This window comes from Streptomyces thermocarboxydus (assembly GCF_024760485.1).
Lineage (GTDB): Bacteria > Actinomycetota > Actinomycetes > Streptomycetales > Streptomycetaceae > Streptomyces > Streptomyces cellulosae.
Genome location: NZ_CP058273.1, coordinates 4,997,415 through 5,017,299 on the forward strand (window position 1 = coordinate 4,997,415; position 19,885 = coordinate 5,017,299).

Consider the following 19,885-nt stretch of genomic DNA (forward strand, 5'->3'; position numbering starts at 1 on the left):
TGAACTTGGAACGGAACGGTGACAGAACCTCCGCACTTCACGCTCCTGGCCTGTGGTTACCATTCGCCGTGTGCGCGACAGGCGCGCTGGGGGGCCGGGTCCGGCCAGACCCGCCGAGGGGAGAAACAAGTGAACGTGGGGCCGATATCGGGGGCGTCGGTGGGCGCGCGGCGCGGCGGCAGGAAGCTGGCGGCGCTGGCACTCGGGGTGATGCTGGCGGTCACCGCCTGCGGCGGGGGACCGGAGCAGGGGTCCGGCTCGGGCGACGGCAAGGGCAAGGGCAAGGACTCCACGGCTGCGCGAAGCACGCAGTCCGAGGCCCGGGTGACGATCGCCCCGCGCGACGGCGCCAAGTCGGTGGAGACCAGCGGTGAGCTGAAGGTGACGGCCGCCCGGGGCAAGCTCACCGAGGTCGTCGTCAAGAACGCGAAGGGCAAGGCCGTCGAGGGCGCGATATCCAAGGACGGCGCCAGCTGGACGCCGTCCACCCACCTCGCCGCCTCCACCGCCTACACCGTGCACGCGGTCGCCGAGGACGCGGAGGGCCGCACCACCACGCAGGACTCCCGCTTCACCACCCTGACGCCGAAGGAGACGTTCATCGGGCACTTCAACCCCGAGGACGGCTCCACCGTCGGCGTCGGGATGCCCTTCTCCCTCAACTTCACCCGGGGCATCACCAAGCCCGACGACGTCGAGAAGGCCATCCGCATCACCACCGTGCCGGCCGTCGAGGTCGAGGGCCACTGGTTCGGCAACGACCGCCTGGACTTCCGCCCGCAGACGTACTGGAAGGCCGGCACCAAGGTCACCGTCGAGCTGAACCTGGACGGCGTCGAGGGCCGCGACGGCGTCTACGGCGAGCAGTCCAAGAAAGTCTCCTTCACCATCGGCCGCAGCCAGATCTCCGTGGTCGACGCCAAGAAGCACACCATGAAGGTGATCCGCGACGGCAAGGTGATCAAGAAGATCAAGGTCACCACCGGCGCCCCGGGCTACGAGACCTGGAACGGCAAGATGGTCATCAGCGAGAAGCTGACGGTCACCCGGATGAACGGCGAGACGGTCGGCTACGGCGGCGAGTACGACATCAAGGACGTCCCGCACGCCATGCGCCTGTCCACCTCCGGCACCTTCATCCACGGCAACTACTGGGGCGGCGACGCCTTCGGCAACCGCAACGCCAGCCACGGCTGCGTCGGCCTGCGCGACGTGAAGGGCGGCTGGGACAAGAAGGCCCCGGCGGCCTGGTTCTTCGACAACTCGCTGATCGGCGACGTGGTCGAGGTCAAGAACAGCGACGACGCGGTGATCGCGCCCGACAACGGCCTCAACGGCTGGAACATGTCCTGGGAGAAGTGGAAGGCGTAGGCCCTCCGTCCGTCCCTCCTACGGCCCCGGTGTCCGCACCGGGGCCGTAGGCGTGTCCGAGGGGTGTGAGCCACGGCACCGGCCCAGAAGGCGTTAGTCACCGTTAACCTGCTGGGCATGACCGTACATCTCGAAGTCGCCGAGGGCGTCGGCACGCTGCGCCTGGACCGCCCGCCCATGAACGCGCTGGACGTCGCCACGCAGGACCGTCTGAAGGAGCTCGCCGAGGAGGCCACGCGCCGCGAGGACGTACGCGCCGTGGTGATCTACGGCGGCGAGAAGGTGTTCGCGGCGGGCGCGGACATCAAGGAGATGCAGGCCATGGACCACACCGCGATGGTCCTGCGCGCCCGCGCCCTCCAGGACTCGTTCACGGCCGTCGCCCGCATCCCCAAGCCGGTCGTGGCCGCCGTCACCGGTTACGCGCTCGGCGGGGGCTGCGAGCTCGCCCTGTGCGCCGACTACCGGATCGCCGGGGAGAACGCCAAGCTCGGCCAGCCGGAGATCCTGCTCGGCCTGATCCCGGGCGCGGGCGGCACCCAGCGGCTCGCCCGGCTCATCGGCCCGTCCAAGGCCAAGGACCTCATCTTCACCGGCCGCCAGGTGAAGGCCGACGAGGCGCTCGCCCTCGGTCTGGTGGACCGCGTGGTCCCCGCCGGCGAGGTCTACACCCAGGCGCACGCCTGGGCGGCGAAGCTCGCCCAGGGCCCCGCGCTCGCGCTGCGGGCGGCCAAGGAGTCGGTGGACGCCGGGCTGGAGACGGACATCGACACCGGTCTCACGGTCGAGCGCAACTGGTTCGCCGGACTGTTCGCCACGGAGGACCGCGAGCGGGGCATGCGCAGCTTCGTCGAGGAGGGCCCCGGCAAGGCGAAGTTCCTGTGACGAGCAGTTGAAATCCCCGCAAGGGGCTTGCAGTTGACGTCATGTCTGATCCGGCCCCCTCGGCGGTACGCATTATGGGAGCCTTAACGCACCCTTAAGCCGTATCCGTGGAGGGGGCCCGTCGATTGCCCGAGCATGAGTCGTTTTCGCAGGTCGCGCAGGCCTTCGGAGCCATCGACATGCCCCTGGCACATGCCGGAGGACCCGGAACGGGCGGGGGCGCACGGGGGGCGTATTCCCTCGGAACGGCCCCGGCCGTGCCGGAGCGCCGCCATGATGGGGCCATGGCGGGGCTGGAAGGCATGGAACAGCCGCGGGGAGACGGACGCGCCATCGCGTCGCGCTGGTCGCCGACGGTCGAGGACGAACATGCCGTGCACGCGTTGGAGGTGCACGGCGACCCCACGGAGGGCGAAGTTCCGCTCCCGTCCCTTCCCGAGTCCGCCGCCGTCGCCCGCCGGCTGGTCCAGATCGTCATCCTGCGCCGCTGGGGTCTCACCCCGAAGCTCACCGAGGACGCCGTGCTGCTCGTCTCGGAGCTCGTCGGCAACGCCGTACGCCACACCGGCGCCCGCGCCTTCGGCCTGCGCATGCGGCACCGCCGGGGCTGGATCCGCGTCGAGGTCCGCGACCCGTCCCGCGCCCTGCCCTGTCTGATGCCGGTGCAGGAGACGGACATCAGCGGCCGCGGCCTGTTCCTCGTCGACAAACTCGCCGACCGCTGGGGCGTCGACCTCCTCTCCCACGGCAAGACCACCTGGTTCGAGATGCGCGTGGCGGACCGCTGACACCCGCGCTTGAGTCTCCACCCGCTGGAAGGCCCACACTCCCCGACATGACCCACGACGGCACCGGGCTCCTCACCATCGGGGCGCTCGCCCGCGCCACCGGCCTGCCCGTGCGCACCATCCGCTACTGGTCCGACGAGGGCGCCCTGCCGCCCGTGGCCCGGTCCTCCGGCGGCTACCGGCTCTATGACGCCGGCTCCGTCGCCCGCCTCGAGCTCATCCGCACGCTGCGGGAACTGGGCCTCGGCCTCGACGACGTACGCCGGGTGCTCACCGGCGAGGCGACGGTCGCCCAGGTCGCGGCCGCGCACGTGACCGCGCTGGACGCGCGGATCCGGTCGCTGAAGGTGACCCGCGCGGTGCTGTCGACCGTGGCCCGACGGGGCTCGACCGCCGAGGAGACGACCCTGATGAACCGACTCGCCCGACTGTCCGCCGCCGAACGCGCCCGCATCCTCGACGACTTCATGACGGAGATCTTCCAGGGGCTCGACACCGCGGACCCCGACATCCGGCAACGCCTGCGGTTCGCCGCGGCCGACCTGCCCGACGACCCCGCGCCCGAGCAGGTGGACGCCTGGGTGGAACTGGTCGAGCTGATCCAGGACCCGGAGTTCCGGGCCGCCATGCGCAGGATGATCGAGTTCAACGCCGCCGACCGGGGCCCCGACGTGCCCGGCGGCACCTCCCTGTGGTTCATGAGCCGCCTGATCCGCAGCGCCGGCGAGGCCCTGCGTGACGGCGTCGAGCCGGGCACGCCCAGCGCCGCGGCGGTGCTGCGCGACCTGATCGGCGACGCCGACCCGGCCGCCGTGCTGAAGCGCCTCGCGGCGGTGGCCGACCCGCGCCTGGTCCGCTACCGCGAACTGTCCGGCGTGGTGAACGGATGGGCCCGGCCCTCCGCCCACGCCGAGGAGTTCGGGTGGGTGGTCGCCGCACTCCAGGCGCAGGCCGCCGGATAATCTTGCCCGCGTCAGTACCAGCACGACGACGAGGGGCGAACCGGTGGCGGACATCGAGGAAGCACGCAAGCAGTTCGAGCGGATCGACACGAACGAGGACGGGTTCATCACCGCTGCCGAGTTCAAGACCGCGCTGGCCCAGGGCGGCGACTGGAACGTCACCGAGGCGGTCGCCGAGGCCGTCATCAAGTCGCAGGACCTGAACGGCGACAAGCTGCTGTCCTTCGACGAGTTCTGGATCCACCTGAACAAGTAGGACGGGACATTCCCCGGCGCCGGAACGCCGGCGCCGGGAATCCGCGCGTACGCCGTGCGGGGGGCGTACGGGCGACAGCGCACGGAATGGCCCGCCCGTCCCCGGGGTTGTGCCGATCATGGGGGTTTCCCCGGAAACCCCGGCGACATCGACCCCCGGAAGGGCGAGGCGAGCAGACATGAAGATCGGCATCATCGGCGCGGGCAACATCGGCGGAAACCTCACGCGGCGGCTCACGGCCCTCGGCCACGACGTGTCCGTCGCCAACTCCCGCGGCCCGCACACCCTGAAGGAACTGGCCGACGAGACCGGCGCGACCCCGGTGAGGGTCGAGGAGGCCGCGCGCGGCGCGGAGATCGCCGTCGTCGCCGTACCCCTCAAGGCCGTGCCGGACCTGCCCTCCGGGCTGTTCGACGAGGCCGCCGAGGGCCTGGCCGTCATCGACACCGGCAACTACTACCCGCAGCGCGACGGCAGGATCGCCGGCATCGAGGACGAGGGCCTCACCGAGAGCCGCTGGACCGAGCGCCAGATCGGCCACCCGGTCGTCAAGGCCTTCAACGGCACCTACGCCCGCGACATCCTGGACCGGCACCGCCCCGCGGGCGACCCCGAGCGCATGGCCCTCCCCGTCGCCGGCGACGACGAGGCCGCCAAGCGCAAGGTCCGCGACCTGATCGAGGAACTCGGCTTCGACACCGTCGACGCGGGCGGCCTCGACGACTCCTGGCGCCAGCAGCCGGGCACCCCGGTCTACGGCCTGCGCGGCAATGTCGACGACGTCACCCGCGCCCTGGCGGAGGCGTCCCCGGAACGCCCGGCGGATTTGCGCGGCTAGAACGGACCGGAGCCCTCAGGCCCCCGCCCACTCCCGCAGCGCCGACTCGCTGGAGAAGTCCGCCACGTTCTTGTCCAGCGGGTCGTCGGTGTACTGATGGAAACGCCAGTCCGCCTTGATGCGCGGTTTCCCGGCGGTGACGTAGTCGGCGATCCAGAGGCCGTCACCCGCGTAAGAGGTGGTGTCGTAGTTCAGCCAGAAATGCCGGTTGCAGTAGAGGATCACCTTGTGGTGGGGGCGGAGTTCCTTCACCTTGCGGATGAAGCGGTCCTTCTCGGAATTGCTCGCGTGCGAGCCGCCCCCGGTCGTCTCCCAGTCCACCGCGAGGATGTCCCCCCGCGTCTCGGGCGCCTTGCTGACGAAGTACTCGGCCTGTTCGGTGAGATTCCCCGGCCAGAGGAAGTGGTAGAAGCCGACCACCAGACCGGCGTCCCGTCCCCTCTTGGTCTGGGCGGCCAGTTTCGGATTCACGTACGAACGGCCCTCCGTCGCCTTGATGAAGACGAAGGAGAGGCCGTCCGTGTCGTACGAGGAGGACTGGTGGGAACTGACGTCGATGCCACGCAGCATGCAGGTTCTCCCGTGTGGTGCGGTGGGGGGACGGGAATTGATGGTTCCCCGTTTCAACCTGCTTGACGCAAAGCCCTGTTCAGCGCGGCCGTGTCGGCACCCGAGCCGGCAACCGGTTCAGCACTCGATGATGTTCACCGCGAGACCGCCCCGGGCCGTCTCCTTGTACTTCACCGACATGTCCGCCCCGGTCTCCTTCATGGTCTTGATGACCTTGTCCAGGGACACCTTGTGCGAGCCGTCGCCGCGCATCGCCATCCGGGCGGCGGTCACCGCCTTCACCGCGGCCATGCCGTTGCGCTCGATGCACGGGATCTGCACCAGGCCGCCGACCGGGTCGCAGGTGAGGCCCAGGTTGTGCTCCATGCCGATCTCTGCCGCGTTCTCCACCTGCTCAGGGGAGCCGCCCAGCACCTCCGCCAGCGCGCCCGCCGCCATCGAGCAGGCGGAGCCCACTTCTCCCTGGCAGCCGACCTCGGCGCCGGAGATGGAGGCGTTCTCCTTGAAGAGCATGCCGATGGCGCCCGCCGCGAGCAGGAAGCGCACCACGCCCTCCTCGTCGGCGCCCGGCACGAAGTTCATGTAGTAGTGCAGGACGGCGGGGATGATGCCGGCCGCGCCGTTCGTCGGGGCCGTGACGACCCGGCCGCCGGCCGCGTTCTCCTCGTTCACCGCCATCGCGTACAGGGTGATCCACTCCATCGCGAGCGCCTGCGGGTCGCCCTCGGAGCGCAGCTTGCGGGCGGTGGTGGCGGCGCGGCGGCGGACCTTCAGCCCGCCCGGCAGGATGCCCTCGCGGGACATGCCCCGCTCCACGCAAGCCCGCATCACGCGCCAGATCTCCAGGAGGCCCTCGCGGATCTCCTCCTCGGTCCGCCAGGCGCGCTCGTTCTCCAGCATCAGCGCGGAGATCGACAGGCCGGTCTCCTTGGTGAGCCGCAGCAGCTCGTCCCCGGTGCGGAAGGGGTACTTCAGCACGGTGTCGTCGAGCTTGATCCGGTCCGCGCCCACCGCGTCCTCGTCGACGACGAAACCGCCGCCCACCGAGTAGTACGTCTTGGCCAGCAGCTCCGCGCCGGAGGAGTCGTACGCCCACAGCGTCATGCCGTTGGCGTGGTAGGGGAGCGCCTTGCGGCGGTGCAGCACCAGGTCGTCGTCGAAGGAGAAGCCGATCTCGTGCGCGCCGAGCAGCCGCAGCCGCCCGCCGTCCTTGATCTTCTCCACGCGTTCGTCGGCCGACTCCACGTCCACCGTGCGCGGCGAGTCGCCCTCCAGGCCCAGCAGCACCGCCTTGGGCGTGCCGTGGCCGTGCCCGGTGGCGCCCAGGGAGCCGTACAGCTCCGCGCGCACCGAGGCGACGGAGTCCAGGAGGTCCTCGTTGCGCAGCCGCCGGGCGAACATCCGGGCCGCCCGCATGGGGCCGACCGTGTGCGAGCTGGACGGGCCGATGCCGATCGAGAACAGGTCGAAGACCGAGATGGCCACGGGAGGACTCCTCAGGGTTCGGCGGACGACGCTGTCCACCGGGGAAGGGCGGTTCAGTGGGCCGGACGGGGTGGTGAATCGTTCATGCGCCGCACGGTGCGGGGCACCGCGCCCACCGACCCAGTGTGCGCGATGCCCCGTACGTCCGTACAAAAAGCGGACGGAATTACCGCAGACCGGGGTACAGCGGGTGCTTCGCGGCCAGCGCCGCGACCCGGCCCCGGAGCGCCTCGGCGTCGTACGACGGCTTCAGCGCCTCCGCGATCACGTCCGCGACCTCGGCGAAGTCCTCGGCCGTGAAGCCGCGGGTGGCGAGGGCGGGCGTGCCGATCCGCAGACCCGAGGTGACCATCGGCGGGCGAGGGTCGTTGGGGATCGCGTTCCGGTTGACGGTGATCCCGACCTCGTGCAGCCGGTCCTCGGCCTGCTGGCCGTCCAGCTCCGAGTTCCGCAGGTCCACCAGGACGAGGTGCACGTCCGTGCCGCCGGACAGCACGTCCACGCCCACGGCCTTCACGTCGTCCCGCACCAGACGCTCGGCGAGGATGCGGGCGCCCTCCAGGGTGCGGCGCTGGCGCTCCTTGAACTCCTCCGAGGCGCAGACCTTGAACGCGACCGCCTTGGCGGCGACCACGTGCTCCAGCGGACCGCCCTGCTGGCCCGGGAACACCGCGGAGTTGATCTTCTTGGCCAGCTCGGCCGTGGAGAGGATCACACCGCCGCGCGGGCCGCCGAGGGTCTTGTGCGTGGTGGTCGTGACGACATGGGCGTGCGGCACCGGGTTCGGGTGCAGGCCCGCGGCGACCAGACCGGCGAAGTGCGCCATGTCGACCATGAGGTACGCGCCGACCTCGTCCGCGATCCGGCGGAACGCGGCGAAGTCCAGCTGACGCGGGTACGCCGACCAGCCGGCCACGATCAGCTTCGGCTTGTTCTCCTTGGCGAGCCGCTCGACCTCGGCCATGTCGACCTGGCCGTCGTCGCCCACGTGGTACGCGACCACGTTGTAGAGCTTGCCGGAGAAGTTGATCTTCATGCCGTGGGTCAGGTGCCCGCCGTGTGCGAGGTTCAGTCCCATGATCGTGTCGCCCGGCTTCAGCAGCGCGAACATCGCGGCCGCGTTGGCCTGGGCGCCCGAGTGCGGCTGGACGTTGGCGTGCTCGGCGCCGAACAGCTCCTTCACCCGGTCGATGGCGATCTGCTCGATCACGTCGACGTGCTCGCAGCCGCCGTAGTAGCGGCGGCCGGGGTAGCCCTCGGCGTACTTGTTGGTGAGGACCGAGCCCTGGGCCTCCATGACCGCGACCGGGGCGAAGTTCTCCGAGGCGATCATCTCGAGGGTGGACTGCTGCCGGTGCAGCTCGGCGTCGACCGCGGCGGCCACGGCCGGGTCGAGCTCGTGCAGCGGCGTGTTCAGAAGGGACATACGGCGTCGGCTCCTCAGCCCGCGATGAACGCGTCGTACTCGGCGGCGGACAGCAGGTCGGCCGGCTCGTCGGTGACCCGCACCTTGAACAGCCAGCCGCCCTCGAAGGGGGCCGAGTTCACCAGCGCCGGGTCGTTCACCACGTCCTCGTTGACCTCGGTGACCTCGCCGGAGACGGGAGAGTACAGGTCGCTGACGGACTTGGTGGACTCCAGCTCGCCGCAGGTCTCGCCCGCGGTCACCGTGTCACCGACCTCGGGGAGCTGGACGAAGACCACGTCGCCGAGCGCGTTGGCCGCGTGCTCCGTGATACCGACCGTCGCCACGCCGTCCTCGGCGGCCGACAGCCACTCGTGCTCCTTGCTGTAACGCAGGTCCTGGGGGTTGCTCATGGCCTGAATTCTCCTGTACGCGGGAAACTGCTGATGACGGGGAGGGCACGCCAAGCGGCCGGACGGGTGGGACCCCCGTGCCGCGGACGCGCGGGAAGCAGCCCGAAGGCCGGCTACGACGGTGTCACTTCTGCCGCTTGTAGAACGGCAGCGCCACGACGTCGTACGGCTCGTGGCTGCCGCGGATGTCCACACCGACGCCCTCGGTGCCCGGCTCCGCGTGGGCGGCGTCGACGTAGGCCATGGCGATCGGCTTGCCCAGGGTGGGGGAGGGGGCGCCGGAGGTGACCTCGCCGATCTTCTCGCCGCCGGCGACCACGGCGTACCCGGCGCGCGGCACCCGGCGGCCGTGGGCGACCAGGCCGACCAGGACGCGCGGCGGGTTCTTCTCGGCGCGCTCTGCGGCCTCGGCGAGGGCGGCGCGGCCCACGAAGTCGCCCTCCTTCTCGAACTTCACCACCCGGCCGAGACCGGCGTCGAAGGGCGTGAGGGAGGTGCTCAGCTCGTTGCCGTACAGCGGCATGCCCGCTTCCAGGCGGAGCGTGTCCCGGCAGGACAGACCGCACGGGACAAGCCCGTGGCCCTCGCCCGCCTTGGTCAGCGCCTGCCACAGCTCCACGGCGTGCTCCGGCTTCACGAACAGCTCGAAGCCGTCCTCGCCGGTGTAGCCGGTGCGGGCGATCAGCGCGGGGACCCCGGCCACGGTGCCCGGCAGACCGGCGTAGTACTTCAGGCCGTCCAGGTCGGCGTCCGTGAGGCTCTTCAGGATCGCCGGGGACTCGGGGCCCTGCACGGCCAGCAGTGCGTAGGCGTCGCGGTCGTCGCGCACCTCGGCGTCGAAGCCCGCGGCCCGCTCGGTCAGCGCGTCCAGCACCACCTGGGCGTTGGAGGCGTTGGCCACGACCATGTACTCGGTCTCGCCCAGGCGGTAGACGATCAGGTCGTCCAGGATGCCGCCGTCCTCACGGCAGATCATCGTGTAGCGGGCGCGGCCCGGCTTCACGCCCGAGATGTTGCCCACCAGCGCGTGGTCGAGGAGGGCGGCGGCCTGCGGGCCGGTGACCGTGATCTCGCCCATGTGCGAGAGGTCGAAGAGGCCGGCCCGCGTGCGCACGGCGGTGTGCTCGTCGCGCTCGGAGCCGTAGCGCAGGGGCATGTCCCAGCCGGCGAAGTCGGTCATCGTCGCGCCGAGCGACCGATGCAGGGCATCGAGCGCGGTGCGGCGGGGTTCGGTACTGCTCATCGGTCGGTCTCCCAGGGGGCATGACGGCGAGGTCGTTCCTCCCCATCTGTCATCGGAACCTGAGAGGTTCGCCATGACCACCGGTCCTACGGCGGTCAGGACTTGCACCTTGGGTGAGGCCGCCGGAGCACTGCGACGGCGGCCCGCTTTTCAGATGTGCCTCGCCCGCGCGGTAACGGTGCCTGAGAGATTCAAGGGAGGGACTTGCTCCTTCGGCGCCCCGGCGGCACAGGTGCCGGGGACTCTCCCGCGCGGATTCAAACGGCCGGTATGCAGTTGGCGCGCACATCATTGCACGCATCGTGGGACACCGGCAGGGGGCCCTTGCCGAGGGTGAACGGCTCGTGCAGGCTCGGTCACAGGGAGCTGTGACAGGCCTGTGTCGGAATGAGCACGCAACCGAGAGCGACCTGGCATTACCTTCTCTTTACACGCGGCGGGGATCGGACCTCCGTATCCGGCCCCAGGGGAGGACGACCACGGTGAACAGGCCCACGGCGTACGCCGGCACCACAGGCGTCGCGCTGCCTCGGCAGCACGCGTCCCGGGCCGCAGGCGCCCGGGACGCGGCTCCCGTCCCCCTCGTCCAGGACCTGCGGGCCCGCTCGGGCCGCAGCCCGCGCGCCCTGCTCTTCGGCCCCCGCGACCTCGTCGTCGTCACCGGGCTGCCCGGCAGCGGCAAGTCCACGCTGATGCGGCGCGCGGTGCACGGCGAACGGGTCGACTCCCAGGACGCCCGCGACCGCTGGGACCGCCGCATGCCCCGCCTGCTGCCCTACGCCGTCTACCGGCCCCTGGTGCGGCTCGCCCACTACGCCGGACTGCGCCGCGTGCTGCGCTCCGGCCGGCCGGTCGTCGTGCACGACTGCGGCACCCAGGCCTGGGTGCGGCGCTGGCTGGCCCGCGAGGCCCGCCGCCGCGGGGCCGCGCTGCACCTGCTGCTCCTCGACGTCCCGCCCGAGGAGGCCCTGGCCGGGCAGCTGGAGCGGGGCCGGGGCGTCTCGCGTTACGCCTTCCGCCGGCACCGCACGGCGTGCGCCCGGCTGCTGGAGGACGTGGAGTCCGGCCGGGTGCCGGGGGGCTGCGCCTCGGCGGTGCTCGTCGACCGGGACGCCGCGAACGCCCTGCGCCGGATCGGCTTCACCGGCTGACCGGTCGGCGTGAGTCCGGTGCCGGGCCGCCCCCTCGGTTTACTGGCCGGCGCACGCCCTGCGCGGGGGCCGGCCCTTCGGCTGACCGGTCGGCGTGAGTCCGATGCCGGGCCGCGACACAGGCCGACTTGGCCGGCGTGCGCCCGGTGCCGGATCGGCTTCACCGGCTGACCGGTCGGCGTATGCCCTGAATCGGGACGCGGGACCGGCCGACCGTCCGGGGCATGCCGGACGCCGGACCGGCCCTCCGGCCGACCGGCCGGCGAGCACCTCGCGCCGGGCCGCGGGCACCGGCCGACCGGTCCCCGAACGCCCTGTGCGGGACCGGCTCCACCGCTGACCGGCTAGCCTTTCCGTCAAGCAGTGGCATCAGGCAGACGGTGGGCGACAGATGGACTTCCCGGCGGACATCCCGGACCGGACGCACTTCCACCCGCACGGCGGGTGGCCCGGCAACGAACTGGAGGAGGCGCTCTCCGCCTCCCTCGGCGTCCCCTCGGCGGGAGCCCGCATCGTCGAGGTCCTCGGCCGCAGCTTCGTGTGGGTGCCCCTGCCCAACGGCGGCGGACCGCACAGCGGCCCCCTCGACCTGCCCACCATGGAACTGGACGGCCAGGCGTACGTGCCGGTCTTCAGCTCCGAGGAGCAGTTCCGCCAGGTCGTCGGCTCCCACATGGGCTGCACCATCGCGCCCGCCGTGGAGTTCGCCCGCGGACTGCCGCCGCAGGCCGGCATCGTCGTCAACCCGGGCGGCACGGTCGCCGTCCCGCTGCCGCCGGCCGCCGTGGCCGAGCTGTGCCGGGCCGGACGCTCCCCGTTGGAGGGCCCCGCGAGCGGCGGCCGCGTCCGGCTGTACGAACCGGACTGGCAGGACGACCCGGTGGACTTCCTCTCCGCCGCCTCGCAGGAGTTCGACGCCATCGGCGTGGTCGCGACCGCCCGCCGCTGCCTGGCCGCCGTCGAGACGGCCGACCCCGTGCTGTTCGTCGGCGTGGAGCTGCTGCACTGGGAGGGCGACCCGCGCGCGCTGCCGCTGGACGCCCTCGGCCGGGCGCTGGGCCGCAGCCCCGCCCGCTGGCCGGTCAACCTCGTCGTCCTCGACGTGGCCCAGGACCCGGTCGGCGACTGGCTGCGCGCCAAGGTCCGCCCCTTCTACCAGCGCGCCTGAGGCGCCCGCCCGATGCGCCGCGGGCGCAGCCTTCCGCGCACTGACCGCAGACCGCCGGAGGCCGTCGGCTTAAGCTAGGAGCATTGGCGGCAGGGTGTTGTACGGAGGGGCGATACAAGTGAGCGCTGGCACCGCGGCGGCCGGACAGGTCGAGCACATGCTGCGCCAGGTGACGCCCGGGCGTTACGACGCCTACGAGGCCTTGCTGCGCGCCCTCGCCACCCCCGCGTCCGGCAGGGTCTGGATGCTGCTCTGGCACGGCCAGGCCGGCTCGCCGGACGCCCAGTACGGGACCATGGAGGTCGACGGACACGGCTACGCGCCCTGCGTCACCTCCGCCCAGGAGCTGTCCGCCAGCGGCTGGAACCGTTCGTACGAGGTGGTCGACGGGCTCGAGGTGGCCCGCGCGCTCTACCCGGACCGCTACGGCCTCTGGCTCAACCCGCACGCGCCCGGCGGCGGCGTCGGCATCCCCTGGCTCGACCTGCGCCGCATCGCCGGCGGGCTCGACCAGCAGCCCGCCGGACCTCTGCGGCTGTCCGAACCGGCCATCGAGATCCCGCAGTTCTACGCCCTCCTCGCGCAGAACGCCCACCGCACCCCGGCCGTGCGCGCGCTGCGCCGCGCCTGGGTGCAGCCCGCGCTGGGCGCCCCGTACCTCGCCATCGGCCTGGACGTGTACGACACCTCGCCGCCCGCCGTGGAGTCGGTGCGGCAGATGATGCGGCAGTCGCTGCCCGCCGTGCCCGACGGACTGCCCGTCTCCACGGTCGCCCTGTCCGACGAGCACGACCCGGTGGCGATGTGGCTGCGTGTCAACGGGCGCCCGTTCTACGACCGTGAGGCGCACGCCCCCGCCCCCGCCGCGGGCTACGGCTATCCGCCCGCGCACCGCCTCTGACCGGTACGTCTTCCCGAGGCCCCCGGCGCGGCAGCCCCGCCGCCGGGGGCCTCGCGCATGGTGACGCAGCGTCACCCGTGTCCAGCATGTGGACAATGGGCGGTACTGAGGCTCCTGTCCCGACCCGTCTGCCGCTCGTTTTCCGTCAGATTCCGTCGATTGCGATCAGCGACCTTGTGCTGACCCCCTGTCACCTGCGGTTTCACCGCGCCTTCACGCCCATCCCGGGCTCCATGAGCGGCACTTGCCGGGGTGTCATTCATGTCCGCGGTGTTAAATCATCGCGCGAAGATGCCGGAACAGTCCCGTATGTCGTCTGTTCAGATCTCAGGTAGGTATCACCGCTATCCGGACTGTTCCTGACTCACTGCGAACGTCTGTAGTGTTCGGCCGGTCAAGATGCATCCACATAGCGGACCCGGAGTGGCCCCAGTATGCGCATATTCAAGACCCGAGCCGCTCGGGCGATCACGGCCGCGGTCGCGGTCGGCCTGATCGCCACGGGCTGCGCCAGCGAGCGGGACAGCGACAACGAGAGCGGCGGCAAGAAGGACACCTTCGTGTTCGCCGGTGCGGGCGACCCGGGATCCCTGGACCCTGCCCTCGCGAGTGACGGTGAGACCTTCCGCGTGACCCGCCAGGCGTTCGAGGCCCTCCTCGAGCACGAGTCGGGCGGCACCAAGCTGGTCGGCGGCCTCGCCGAGAGCTGGTCGAGCAACGACGCGGGCACCGTCTGGACCTTCAACCTCCGCAAGGGCGTGAAGTTCCACGACGGCGAGACGTTCAACGCCGCCGCGGTCTGCGCCAACTACGACCACTGGTTCAACTGGAAGGGCACCTACCAGTCGAGCGCGGTCTCCTACTACTGGCAGACCATCATGGGCGGGTTCGCGAAGAACGAGGACCCGGAGACGCCCGAGGCGAACTACAAGAGCTGCACCGCGAAGGACGAGAACACCGCCGTCATCGAGGTCAAGCAGCCCTCCGCGAACCTCCCCGGCGGCTTCTCGCTGAACGCCCTCGCCATCCACTCGCCGAAGGCGATCAAGGAGTACGAGAAGCAGGAGGCGACCGCCAAGGGCGACGCCATCACGTACCCCAAGTACAGCCAGGAGGCCGGCACGGTCGCCGGCACCGGCCCGTACAAGATCGTCAAGTGGAACAAGGGCAACAAGGAAGTCACCCTCGAGCGCTTCGACGACTACTGGGGCGAGAAGGCCAAGATCAAGAACCTGGTCTTCCGCACGATCGACACCGAGGAGGGCCGCCGCCAGGCGCTCCAGGCCGGTGACATCGACGGCTACGACCTCGTCGCCCCGGCCGACGTCAAGACCCTCGAGAAGGAGGGCTACGTCGTCCCGACCCGTGGCGTCTTCAACCTCTTCTACGTGGGCATGAGCCAGTCGGCGAACCCGGCCCTGAAGAAGAAGGAAGTCCGCCAGGCGATCGCGCAGTCGATCGACAAGGAGAACCTGGTCAAGACCCAGCTGCCCGAGGGCGGCAAGGTGGCCGACCAGTTCATGCCGGACACGATCGCGGGCTACTCCAAGAACGTCACGCAGTACCCGTACGACCCCGCCAAGGCCAAGCAGCTGCTGAAGAAGGCCGGCGCGCAGAACCTGACCATCGAGTTCTGCTACCCGACCGAGGTCACCCGCCCGTACATGCCTGCTCCGCAGGACCTGTTCGAGCTGATGAAGGCCGACCTCGAGAAGTCCGGCATCAAGGTCAAGCCGAAGGCCATGAAGTGGGCCCCGGACTACCTGGACGCCACCGAGTCCGGCTCCTGCGCCCTGCACATGCTCGGCTGGACCGGTGACTTCAACGACGGCTACAACTTCATCGGCACCTGGTTCGCCGGGTACGACAAGCAGTGGGGCTTCAAGGACAAGAAGGTCTTCGACGCGGTGAACGCCGGCTCGAAGATGGGCAAGGCCGAGGAGCGCACCGCCGCTTACGAGAAGGCCAACGAGGTCATCATGGACTACCTTCCCGGCGTCCCGATCTCGTCGTCCCCGCCGGCCATCGCCTTCGGCAAGAACGTCAACCCGCCGAAGGTGTCGCCGCTGACGCAGGAAGTCTTCTCCGAGGCCTCCTTCAAGTAGGCGAACCGGCAGGAAATCGATAACGGGGAGGTCCGCCCGGCCGTCGCAACTCGGCGGCCGGGCGGGTCCGTTCATGTAAGACAACACGCAAGAAAGGGGCAAGCGGGGTGCTGCGTCTCGTCGTACGAAGACTGCTCCAGCTCATACCCACGCTGCTCGGCCTGTCGGTTCTGCTCTTCCTGTGGCTCGACCGGCTGCCCGGTGGACCCGCCTCAGCGATCCTGGGGGAGAAGGCCACCGAGGCCGAAGTGGCGCGCATCAACCGTGCGCTCGGGCTGGACCAGCCCGTCTACGTCCAGTACTGGCGCTTCCTCAAGCGCATCGTCGAGCTCGATCTCGGCACGTCCACCCAGACCGGACAGCCGGTGTGGGACGAGTTCGTCCTGCGCTTCCCCGCGACCGTGGAACTGTCCCTCTTCGCGATCGTCATCGCGGTGGCCGTCGGCGTTCCGCTCGGTTACTTCGCCGCCCGCAACCGCGGCGGCTGGCTCGACGTCACCGCGGTCTCCGGTTCGCTCATCGGCATCTGTATCCCGGTGTTCTTCCTCGCCCTGATCCTCAAGGGCGTCTTCGCCGTGCAGCTCGGCATCTTCCCGAGCTACGGCCGTCAGGACACCGGCATCAACGCCACGGACGTGACCGGCTTCGCCGTCCTCGACGGCGTCCTCACCGGCGAGTTCGACGCGTCCTGGAACGCGATCATGCACCTGATCCTGCCCGCCGTCGCCCTGGCCTCCATCCCGCTCGCGGTCATCGTGCGTATGACCCGCGCCAGCGTGCTCGAGGTGCAGGACGAGGACTACGTGCGCACCGCCGAGGCCAAGGGACTCAAGCGCAGCGTCGTCCGCAGCCGGCACGTGCTGCGCAACGCGATGCTCCCCGTGGTGACCGCGGTCGGCCTGCTCACGGGCTCCCTGCTGTCCGGCGCGGTCCTGACCGAGTCCGTGTTCTCCTTCGGAGGCATCGGCTCCTTCATCCGGACCGCGATCGACGGCCGCGACTACCCCGTGCTCGTCGGCTTCATCATGTTCATCGCGATGGTGTACGTCCTGATCAACCTGCTGGTGGACCTGGCGTACAGCCTCATCGACCCGAGAGTGCGGGTGCACTGACATGAGCGTCGCCACCAAGACCGACAAGATCCAGCGCCTCGCGGAGCTCACCGCGACCAAGGAGACCAGCACCGGCGCCAGCCTGTGGCGTGAGGCGTTCCGCCGCCTCAAGAGCAGCAAGATGGCGATCATCGGCGCGGTCATCATCGCCGTCTTCGTCGTCATCGCCGTCGTCGGCCCGTACCTGACCCCGTACGCGCCGACCGCCCAGACCTGGCGCGGCGAGGTCTTCCCCAACCAGGGCAAGTTCGTCGGCCCGCGCGGCGAGAACTGGTTCGGCCTCGACCACCTCGGCCGGGACATGTTCTCCCGCATGTTGGTCGGAGCCCGCCAGACCCTGCTCGTCGGTGTCGTCTCCACCCTGATCGGCCTGGTCGCCGGCTTCCTGATCGGCGGTCTGTCCGGTGCGGCCGCGACCCTCGGCGGCGAGGCCGGCAAGCGCGTCGACTCCGTCATCATGCGCTTCATCGACATGATGCTGGCGCTGCCGTCGCTGCTGCTCGCGGTGTCCGTCGCCGCCGTCATGGGCCAGTCGCTCACCACCGTGATGATCGCGGTAGGTGTGGTCCAGGTGCCCGTGTTCGCCCGACTGCTGCGCGGCTCGATGCTGGCGCAGGGCGGCGCGGACTACGTGCTCGCCGCCCAGTCGCTGGGCGTGCGCAAGCGCCGCATCGTGACCTCGCAGATCATCCCCAACTCCCTCAGCCCGGTGATCGTGCAGGCCACGCTCTCCCTGGCCACGGCGATCATCGAGGCGGCCGCCCTGTCCTACCTGGGTCTCGGCAACCCCGACCCGGCGATTCCCGAGTGGGGCGTCATGCTCGCCCAGGCGCAGCGCTTCTTCGACAACGCGCCGATGATGGCGGTCTACCCCGCCGTCGGCATCATCATCACCGCCCTCGGCTTCACCCTCCTCGGCGAGGCCATGCGGGAAGCCCTCGACCCGAAGCTGAGGGGCTGAACCACCATGTCTCTGCTCACTGTCGACGAACTGACCGTCACCTTCGGCGGCCGTGGCCGCACGGCGTCCCGGGCGGTCGACGGCGTCTCCTTCGACGTCGACCAGGGCCAGGTCGTGGGCCTGGTCGGCGAGTCCGGCTGCGGCAAGTCCGTCACCTCCCTGGCCCTGATGGGCCTGCTGCCCGCGAAGGGTCTCACCATCGGCGGCCGTGCCGAGTTCGACGGCACGGACCTGTTCACGATGAGTCCGTCCGCCCGCCGCGACCTGCGCGGCAGCGAGATGGCGATGATCTTCCAGGACCCGCTGTCCTCGCTGAACCCGGTCGTCCCGATCGGCGTGCAGGTCACCGAGATCCTGGAGCGCCACCGCGGGATGAAGGGCGAGGCCGCCCGCAAGGAGGCCGCGCACCTGCTGGACCGGGTCGGCATCCCCGACCCGACCCGGCGGCTCAAGGAGTACCCGCACCAGCTGTCCGGCGGTATGCGCCAGCGCGCGCTGATCGCCATGGCGGTGGCCTGCGCCCCGCGTCTGCTCATCGCCGACGAGCCCACCACGGCGCTCGACGTGACGATCCAGGCGCAGATCCTGGAGCTGCTCAAGGAGCTCGTGGACCAGGAGGGCACCGCCCTGCTGATGATCACCCACGACCTCGGCGTGGTCGCCGGCCTCTGCGACCAGGTCAACGTGCTCTACGCGGGCAAGGTCGTGGAGTCCGCCGGGCGCCGCGAGCTGTTCGCCCACCCCACCCACCCCTACGCGCACGGACTGCTGGGCTCCATCCCGCGGCTCGACGCGCCCAGGGGCGAGCCGCTCAGCCCCATCCGCGGCTCGATCAACGACCGGATCGCCTGGGCCGACGGCTGCGCCTTCGCGCCCCGCTGCGACCGGTACGAGATGGGCTGCCTGACCGGTACCCCGCAGCTCGGCGAGCCGCGCGCGGCCGGTCACCAGGTGCGGTGCGTCAACCCCGTACTCGACGACGCGAAGGCCGAGGAGGTCCCCGCATGAGCCTGCTCGAACTGGACGGCGTCAAGGTCCACTTCCCCATCAAGAAGGGCCTCCTGTTCGACCGCACGGTCGGCCACGTGTACGCCGTGGACGGGGTGTCGCTGAAGGTCGAGGCCGGCGAGACCTACGGTCTGGTCGGCGAGTCCGGCTGCGGCAAGACCACCCTCGGGCGGTCCGTGCTGCGGCTGGTGGACATCACCGAGGGCTCCGTCGTCCTCGACGGCACCGACCTGGCGAAGCTGCCCGGCGAGGAGATGCGCCGCTTCCGGCGCCGGCTCCAGATGGTCTTCCAGGACCCGCTGGGCTCGCTCAACCCGCGGCAGAACATCGAGTCGATCCTGTCCGAGGGCATGATCGCCCACGGCATCGGCAAGGACCAGGAGGAGCGCCGGGAGAAGATCAAGGCCATCCTCGACAAGGTCGGCCTGCCCTCCAACGCGCTCGCCCGCTACCCGCACGAGTTCTCCGGCGGCCAGCGGCAGCGCATCGGCATCGCCCGCGCCCTCGTCCTCGAACCGGACGTGATCATCTGCGACGAGCCGGTCTCCGCGCTCGACGTGTCGGTCCAGGCCCAGGTCATCAACCTGCTGGAGGAGCTCCAGGAGGAACTCGGCCTGACGTACGTGGTGATCGCCCACGACCTCGCGGTGGTCCGGCACATCTCCGACACCATCGGCGTGATGTACCTGGGTTCGCTGGTCGAGGAGGCGCCGAGCGACGCGCTCTACGCCGAGCCGAAGCACCCGTACACCAAGGCCCTGATGTCGGCCGTGCCGGTGCCGGACCCGGAGGTGGAGGACAAGCGCGAGCGGATCCTGCTCACCGGCGACCTGCCCTCGCCCGCGAACCCGCCGACCGGCTGCCGGTTCCACACTCGCTGTCCGTGGGCCCAGGCCGAGCGCTGCGCGACCGAGCGTCCCCAGCTGCGGGACGTCGGCGGCGGCCACCGGGTGGCGTGCCACTACGCGGAGGACATCGCGTCCGGGAAGCTCCGGCTGACCAAGGGCGAGGTGGTCTCGGCGACCCGCGAGGGCGTGGACGACAACCCGGAGTCGAACACCGAGGCCGAGGACGCCCCGGCGAAGGTCCCTGCCCAGGCGGAGAAGGTCTCGAAGGACGAGAAGCCCGCCGAGGCGGAGAAGGCCGACGAGAAGCCGGCGAAGACCGAGAAGAAGCCTGAGAAGGCCGAGGCCGCCAAGGCCGACGAGGCTGAGGAGCCCGAGAAGGCTGTGTAAACGGCACACCCGAAAGAAGCCCTCGCCT

At 70.6% G+C, this 19,885-nt stretch carries 19 protein-coding genes and 2 riboswitches; of the genes, 14 read left to right on the forward strand and 5 right to left on the reverse strand.

All coding sequences use genetic code 11. The features are described from left to right. Positions 1 to 129 precede the first annotated feature (129 nt). The 6 genes from AY578_RS23170 to AY578_RS23195 all read left to right on the forward strand — a co-directional run bounded on the left by AY578_RS23170 (position 130) and on the right by AY578_RS23195 (position 5,100). Positions 130 to 1,371: a L,D-transpeptidase gene (locus tag AY578_RS23170; RefSeq protein WP_258905121.1), complete on the forward strand. Its 1,242-nt coding sequence runs from the start codon at positions 130 to 132 to the stop codon at positions 1,369 to 1,371. Between the two features lie 117 nt (positions 1,372 to 1,488). Continuing rightward, on the forward strand, positions 1,489 to 2,256 hold the full coding sequence (locus tag AY578_RS23175; protein WP_019524348.1) for an enoyl-CoA hydratase/isomerase family protein: 768 nt from the start codon (positions 1,489 to 1,491) through the stop codon (positions 2,254 to 2,256). 179 nt (positions 2,257 to 2,435) lie between these two features. Continuing rightward, complete coding sequence (locus tag AY578_RS23180) at positions 2,436 to 3,044, forward strand: ATP-binding protein (protein WP_078504567.1); 609 nt, start codon at positions 2,436 to 2,438, stop codon at positions 3,042 to 3,044. Positions 3,045 to 3,091: 47 nt separating this feature from the next. Next, positions 3,092 to 4,006: a MerR family transcriptional regulator gene (locus AY578_RS23185; protein WP_258905125.1), complete on the forward strand. Its 915-nt coding sequence runs from the start codon at positions 3,092 to 3,094 to the stop codon at positions 4,004 to 4,006. 43 nt (positions 4,007 to 4,049) lie between these two features. Further along, positions 4,050 to 4,262 (forward strand): EF-hand domain-containing protein, encoded by a 213-nt coding sequence (locus tag AY578_RS23190; protein ID WP_258905127.1) that lies wholly within the window; start codon positions 4,050 to 4,052, stop codon positions 4,260 to 4,262. Between the two features lie 118 nt (positions 4,263 to 4,380). Beyond that, on the forward strand, positions 4,381 to 5,100 hold the full coding sequence (locus AY578_RS23195) for an NADPH-dependent F420 reductase (RefSeq protein ID WP_258905128.1): 720 nt from the start codon (positions 4,381 to 4,383) through the stop codon (positions 5,098 to 5,100). Positions 5,101 to 5,115: 15 nt separating this feature from the next. Here the strand turns inward: AY578_RS23195 and AY578_RS23200 are convergent, their stop codons facing one another. The 5 genes from AY578_RS23200 to gcvT all read right to left on the reverse strand — a co-directional run bounded on the left by AY578_RS23200 (position 5,116) and on the right by gcvT (position 10,216). Continuing rightward, positions 5,116 to 5,670: a glycoside hydrolase family 25 protein gene (locus AY578_RS23200; protein WP_028961710.1), complete on the reverse strand. Its 555-nt coding sequence runs from the start codon at positions 5,668 to 5,670 to the stop codon at positions 5,116 to 5,118. Positions 5,671 to 5,787: 117 nt separating this feature from the next. Continuing rightward, entirely contained in the window at positions 5,788 to 7,155 is a 1,368-nt protein-coding gene (locus AY578_RS23205) for an L-serine ammonia-lyase (protein WP_136239243.1), read from the reverse strand. Between the two features lie 166 nt (positions 7,156 to 7,321). Beyond that, the gene (gene glyA / locus AY578_RS23210) at positions 7,322 to 8,581 is read right to left on the reverse strand and encodes a serine hydroxymethyltransferase (protein ID WP_019524355.1); all 1,260 of its coding nucleotides are present in this window, start codon (positions 8,579 to 8,581) and stop codon (positions 7,322 to 7,324) included. Between the two features lie 14 nt (positions 8,582 to 8,595). Next, positions 8,596 to 8,973, reverse strand: a complete 378-nt coding sequence (gene gcvH / locus AY578_RS23215; protein WP_019524356.1) for a glycine cleavage system protein GcvH — start codon at positions 8,971 to 8,973, stop codon at positions 8,596 to 8,598. Between the two features lie 124 nt (positions 8,974 to 9,097). Beyond that, positions 9,098 to 10,216: a glycine cleavage system aminomethyltransferase GcvT gene (gene gcvT, locus AY578_RS23220; RefSeq protein ID WP_028961711.1), complete on the reverse strand. Its 1,119-nt coding sequence runs from the start codon at positions 10,214 to 10,216 to the stop codon at positions 9,098 to 9,100. Between the two features lie 36 nt (positions 10,217 to 10,252). Next, a riboswitch (glycine riboswitch) is annotated at positions 10,253 to 10,376 on the reverse strand. Then, positions 10,377 to 10,476: riboswitch (glycine riboswitch) on the reverse strand. It lies immediately after the preceding riboswitch. 222 nt (positions 10,477 to 10,698) lie between these two features. Here gcvT and AY578_RS23225 point away from each other — a divergent pair. The 8 genes from AY578_RS23225 to AY578_RS23260 all read left to right on the forward strand — a co-directional run bounded on the left by AY578_RS23225 (position 10,699) and on the right by AY578_RS23260 (position 19,857). Then, positions 10,699 to 11,367, forward strand: a complete 669-nt coding sequence (locus AY578_RS23225; RefSeq protein ID WP_019524358.1) for an AAA family ATPase — start codon at positions 10,699 to 10,701, stop codon at positions 11,365 to 11,367. A gap of 391 nt (positions 11,368 to 11,758) precedes the next feature. After that, positions 11,759 to 12,535, forward strand: coding sequence for an enhanced serine sensitivity protein SseB (locus AY578_RS23230; protein WP_258905141.1), 777 nt, complete (start codon positions 11,759 to 11,761; stop codon positions 12,533 to 12,535). A gap of 118 nt (positions 12,536 to 12,653) precedes the next feature. Continuing rightward, positions 12,654 to 13,436 carry an enhanced serine sensitivity protein SseB C-terminal domain-containing protein gene (locus AY578_RS23235; protein ID WP_019524360.1) on the forward strand — a complete coding sequence of 261 codons (783 nt, stop codon included), beginning with the start codon at positions 12,654 to 12,656 and terminating at the stop codon, positions 13,434 to 13,436. Between the two features lie 434 nt (positions 13,437 to 13,870). Continuing rightward, a complete protein-coding gene (locus AY578_RS23240; protein WP_028961713.1) occupies positions 13,871 to 15,541 on the forward strand; it encodes an ABC transporter substrate-binding protein in 1,671 nt (556 codons plus the stop codon). Between the two features lie 107 nt (positions 15,542 to 15,648). Continuing rightward, positions 15,649 to 16,653 carry an ABC transporter permease gene (locus tag AY578_RS23245; protein ID WP_019524362.1) on the forward strand — a complete coding sequence of 335 codons (1,005 nt, stop codon included), beginning with the start codon at positions 15,649 to 15,651 and terminating at the stop codon, positions 16,651 to 16,653. A 1-nt stretch (position 16,654) separates the two neighbouring features. Then, entirely contained in the window at positions 16,655 to 17,614 is a 960-nt protein-coding gene (locus tag AY578_RS23250; RefSeq protein WP_019524363.1) for an ABC transporter permease, read from the forward strand. A gap of 6 nt (positions 17,615 to 17,620) precedes the next feature. Then, positions 17,621 to 18,622, forward strand: coding sequence for an ABC transporter ATP-binding protein (locus AY578_RS23255; protein ID WP_019524364.1), 1,002 nt, complete (start codon positions 17,621 to 17,623; stop codon positions 18,620 to 18,622). Beyond that, positions 18,619 to 19,857 (forward strand): ABC transporter ATP-binding protein, encoded by a 1,239-nt coding sequence (locus AY578_RS23260; protein ID WP_215048011.1) that lies wholly within the window; start codon positions 18,619 to 18,621, stop codon positions 19,855 to 19,857. Before AY578_RS23255 ends, AY578_RS23260 begins: the two co-directional genes overlap by 4 nt. The last annotated feature ends 28 nt before the right edge of the window (positions 19,858 to 19,885 follow it).

Coding starts and splice junctions, on each gene's coding strand:
- AY578_RS23175 (WP_019524348.1), top strand. CDS start 1,489: ATGACCGTACATCTCGAAGTCGCCGAGGGCGTCGGCACGCTGCGCCTG.
- AY578_RS23180 (WP_078504567.1), top strand. CDS start 2,436: ATGCCCCTGGCACATGCCGGAGGACCCGGAACGGGCGGGGGCGCACGG.
- AY578_RS23185 (WP_258905125.1), top strand. CDS start 3,092: ATGACCCACGACGGCACCGGGCTCCTCACCATCGGGGCGCTCGCCCGC.
- AY578_RS23195 (WP_258905128.1), top strand. CDS start 4,381: ATGGGGGTTTCCCCGGAAACCCCGGCGACATCGACCCCCGGAAGGGCG.
- AY578_RS23200 (WP_028961710.1), bottom strand. CDS start 5,670: ATGCTGCGTGGCATCGACGTCAGTTCCCACCAGTCCTCCTCGTACGAC.
- glyA (WP_019524355.1), bottom strand. CDS start 8,581: ATGTCCCTTCTGAACACGCCGCTGCACGAGCTCGACCCGGCCGTGGCC.
- gcvH (WP_019524356.1), bottom strand. CDS start 8,973: ATGAGCAACCCCCAGGACCTGCGTTACAGCAAGGAGCACGAGTGGCTG.
- gcvT (WP_028961711.1), bottom strand. CDS start 10,216: ATGAGCAGTACCGAACCCCGCCGCACCGCGCTCGATGCCCTGCATCGG.
- AY578_RS23230 (WP_258905141.1), top strand. CDS start 11,759: ATGGACTTCCCGGCGGACATCCCGGACCGGACGCACTTCCACCCGCAC.
- AY578_RS23240 (WP_028961713.1), top strand. CDS start 13,871: ATGCGCATATTCAAGACCCGAGCCGCTCGGGCGATCACGGCCGCGGTC.
- AY578_RS23250 (WP_019524363.1), top strand. CDS start 16,655: ATGAGCGTCGCCACCAAGACCGACAAGATCCAGCGCCTCGCGGAGCTC.
- AY578_RS23255 (WP_019524364.1), top strand. CDS start 17,621: ATGTCTCTGCTCACTGTCGACGAACTGACCGTCACCTTCGGCGGCCGT.
- AY578_RS23260 (WP_215048011.1), top strand. CDS start 18,619: ATGAGCCTGCTCGAACTGGACGGCGTCAAGGTCCACTTCCCCATCAAG.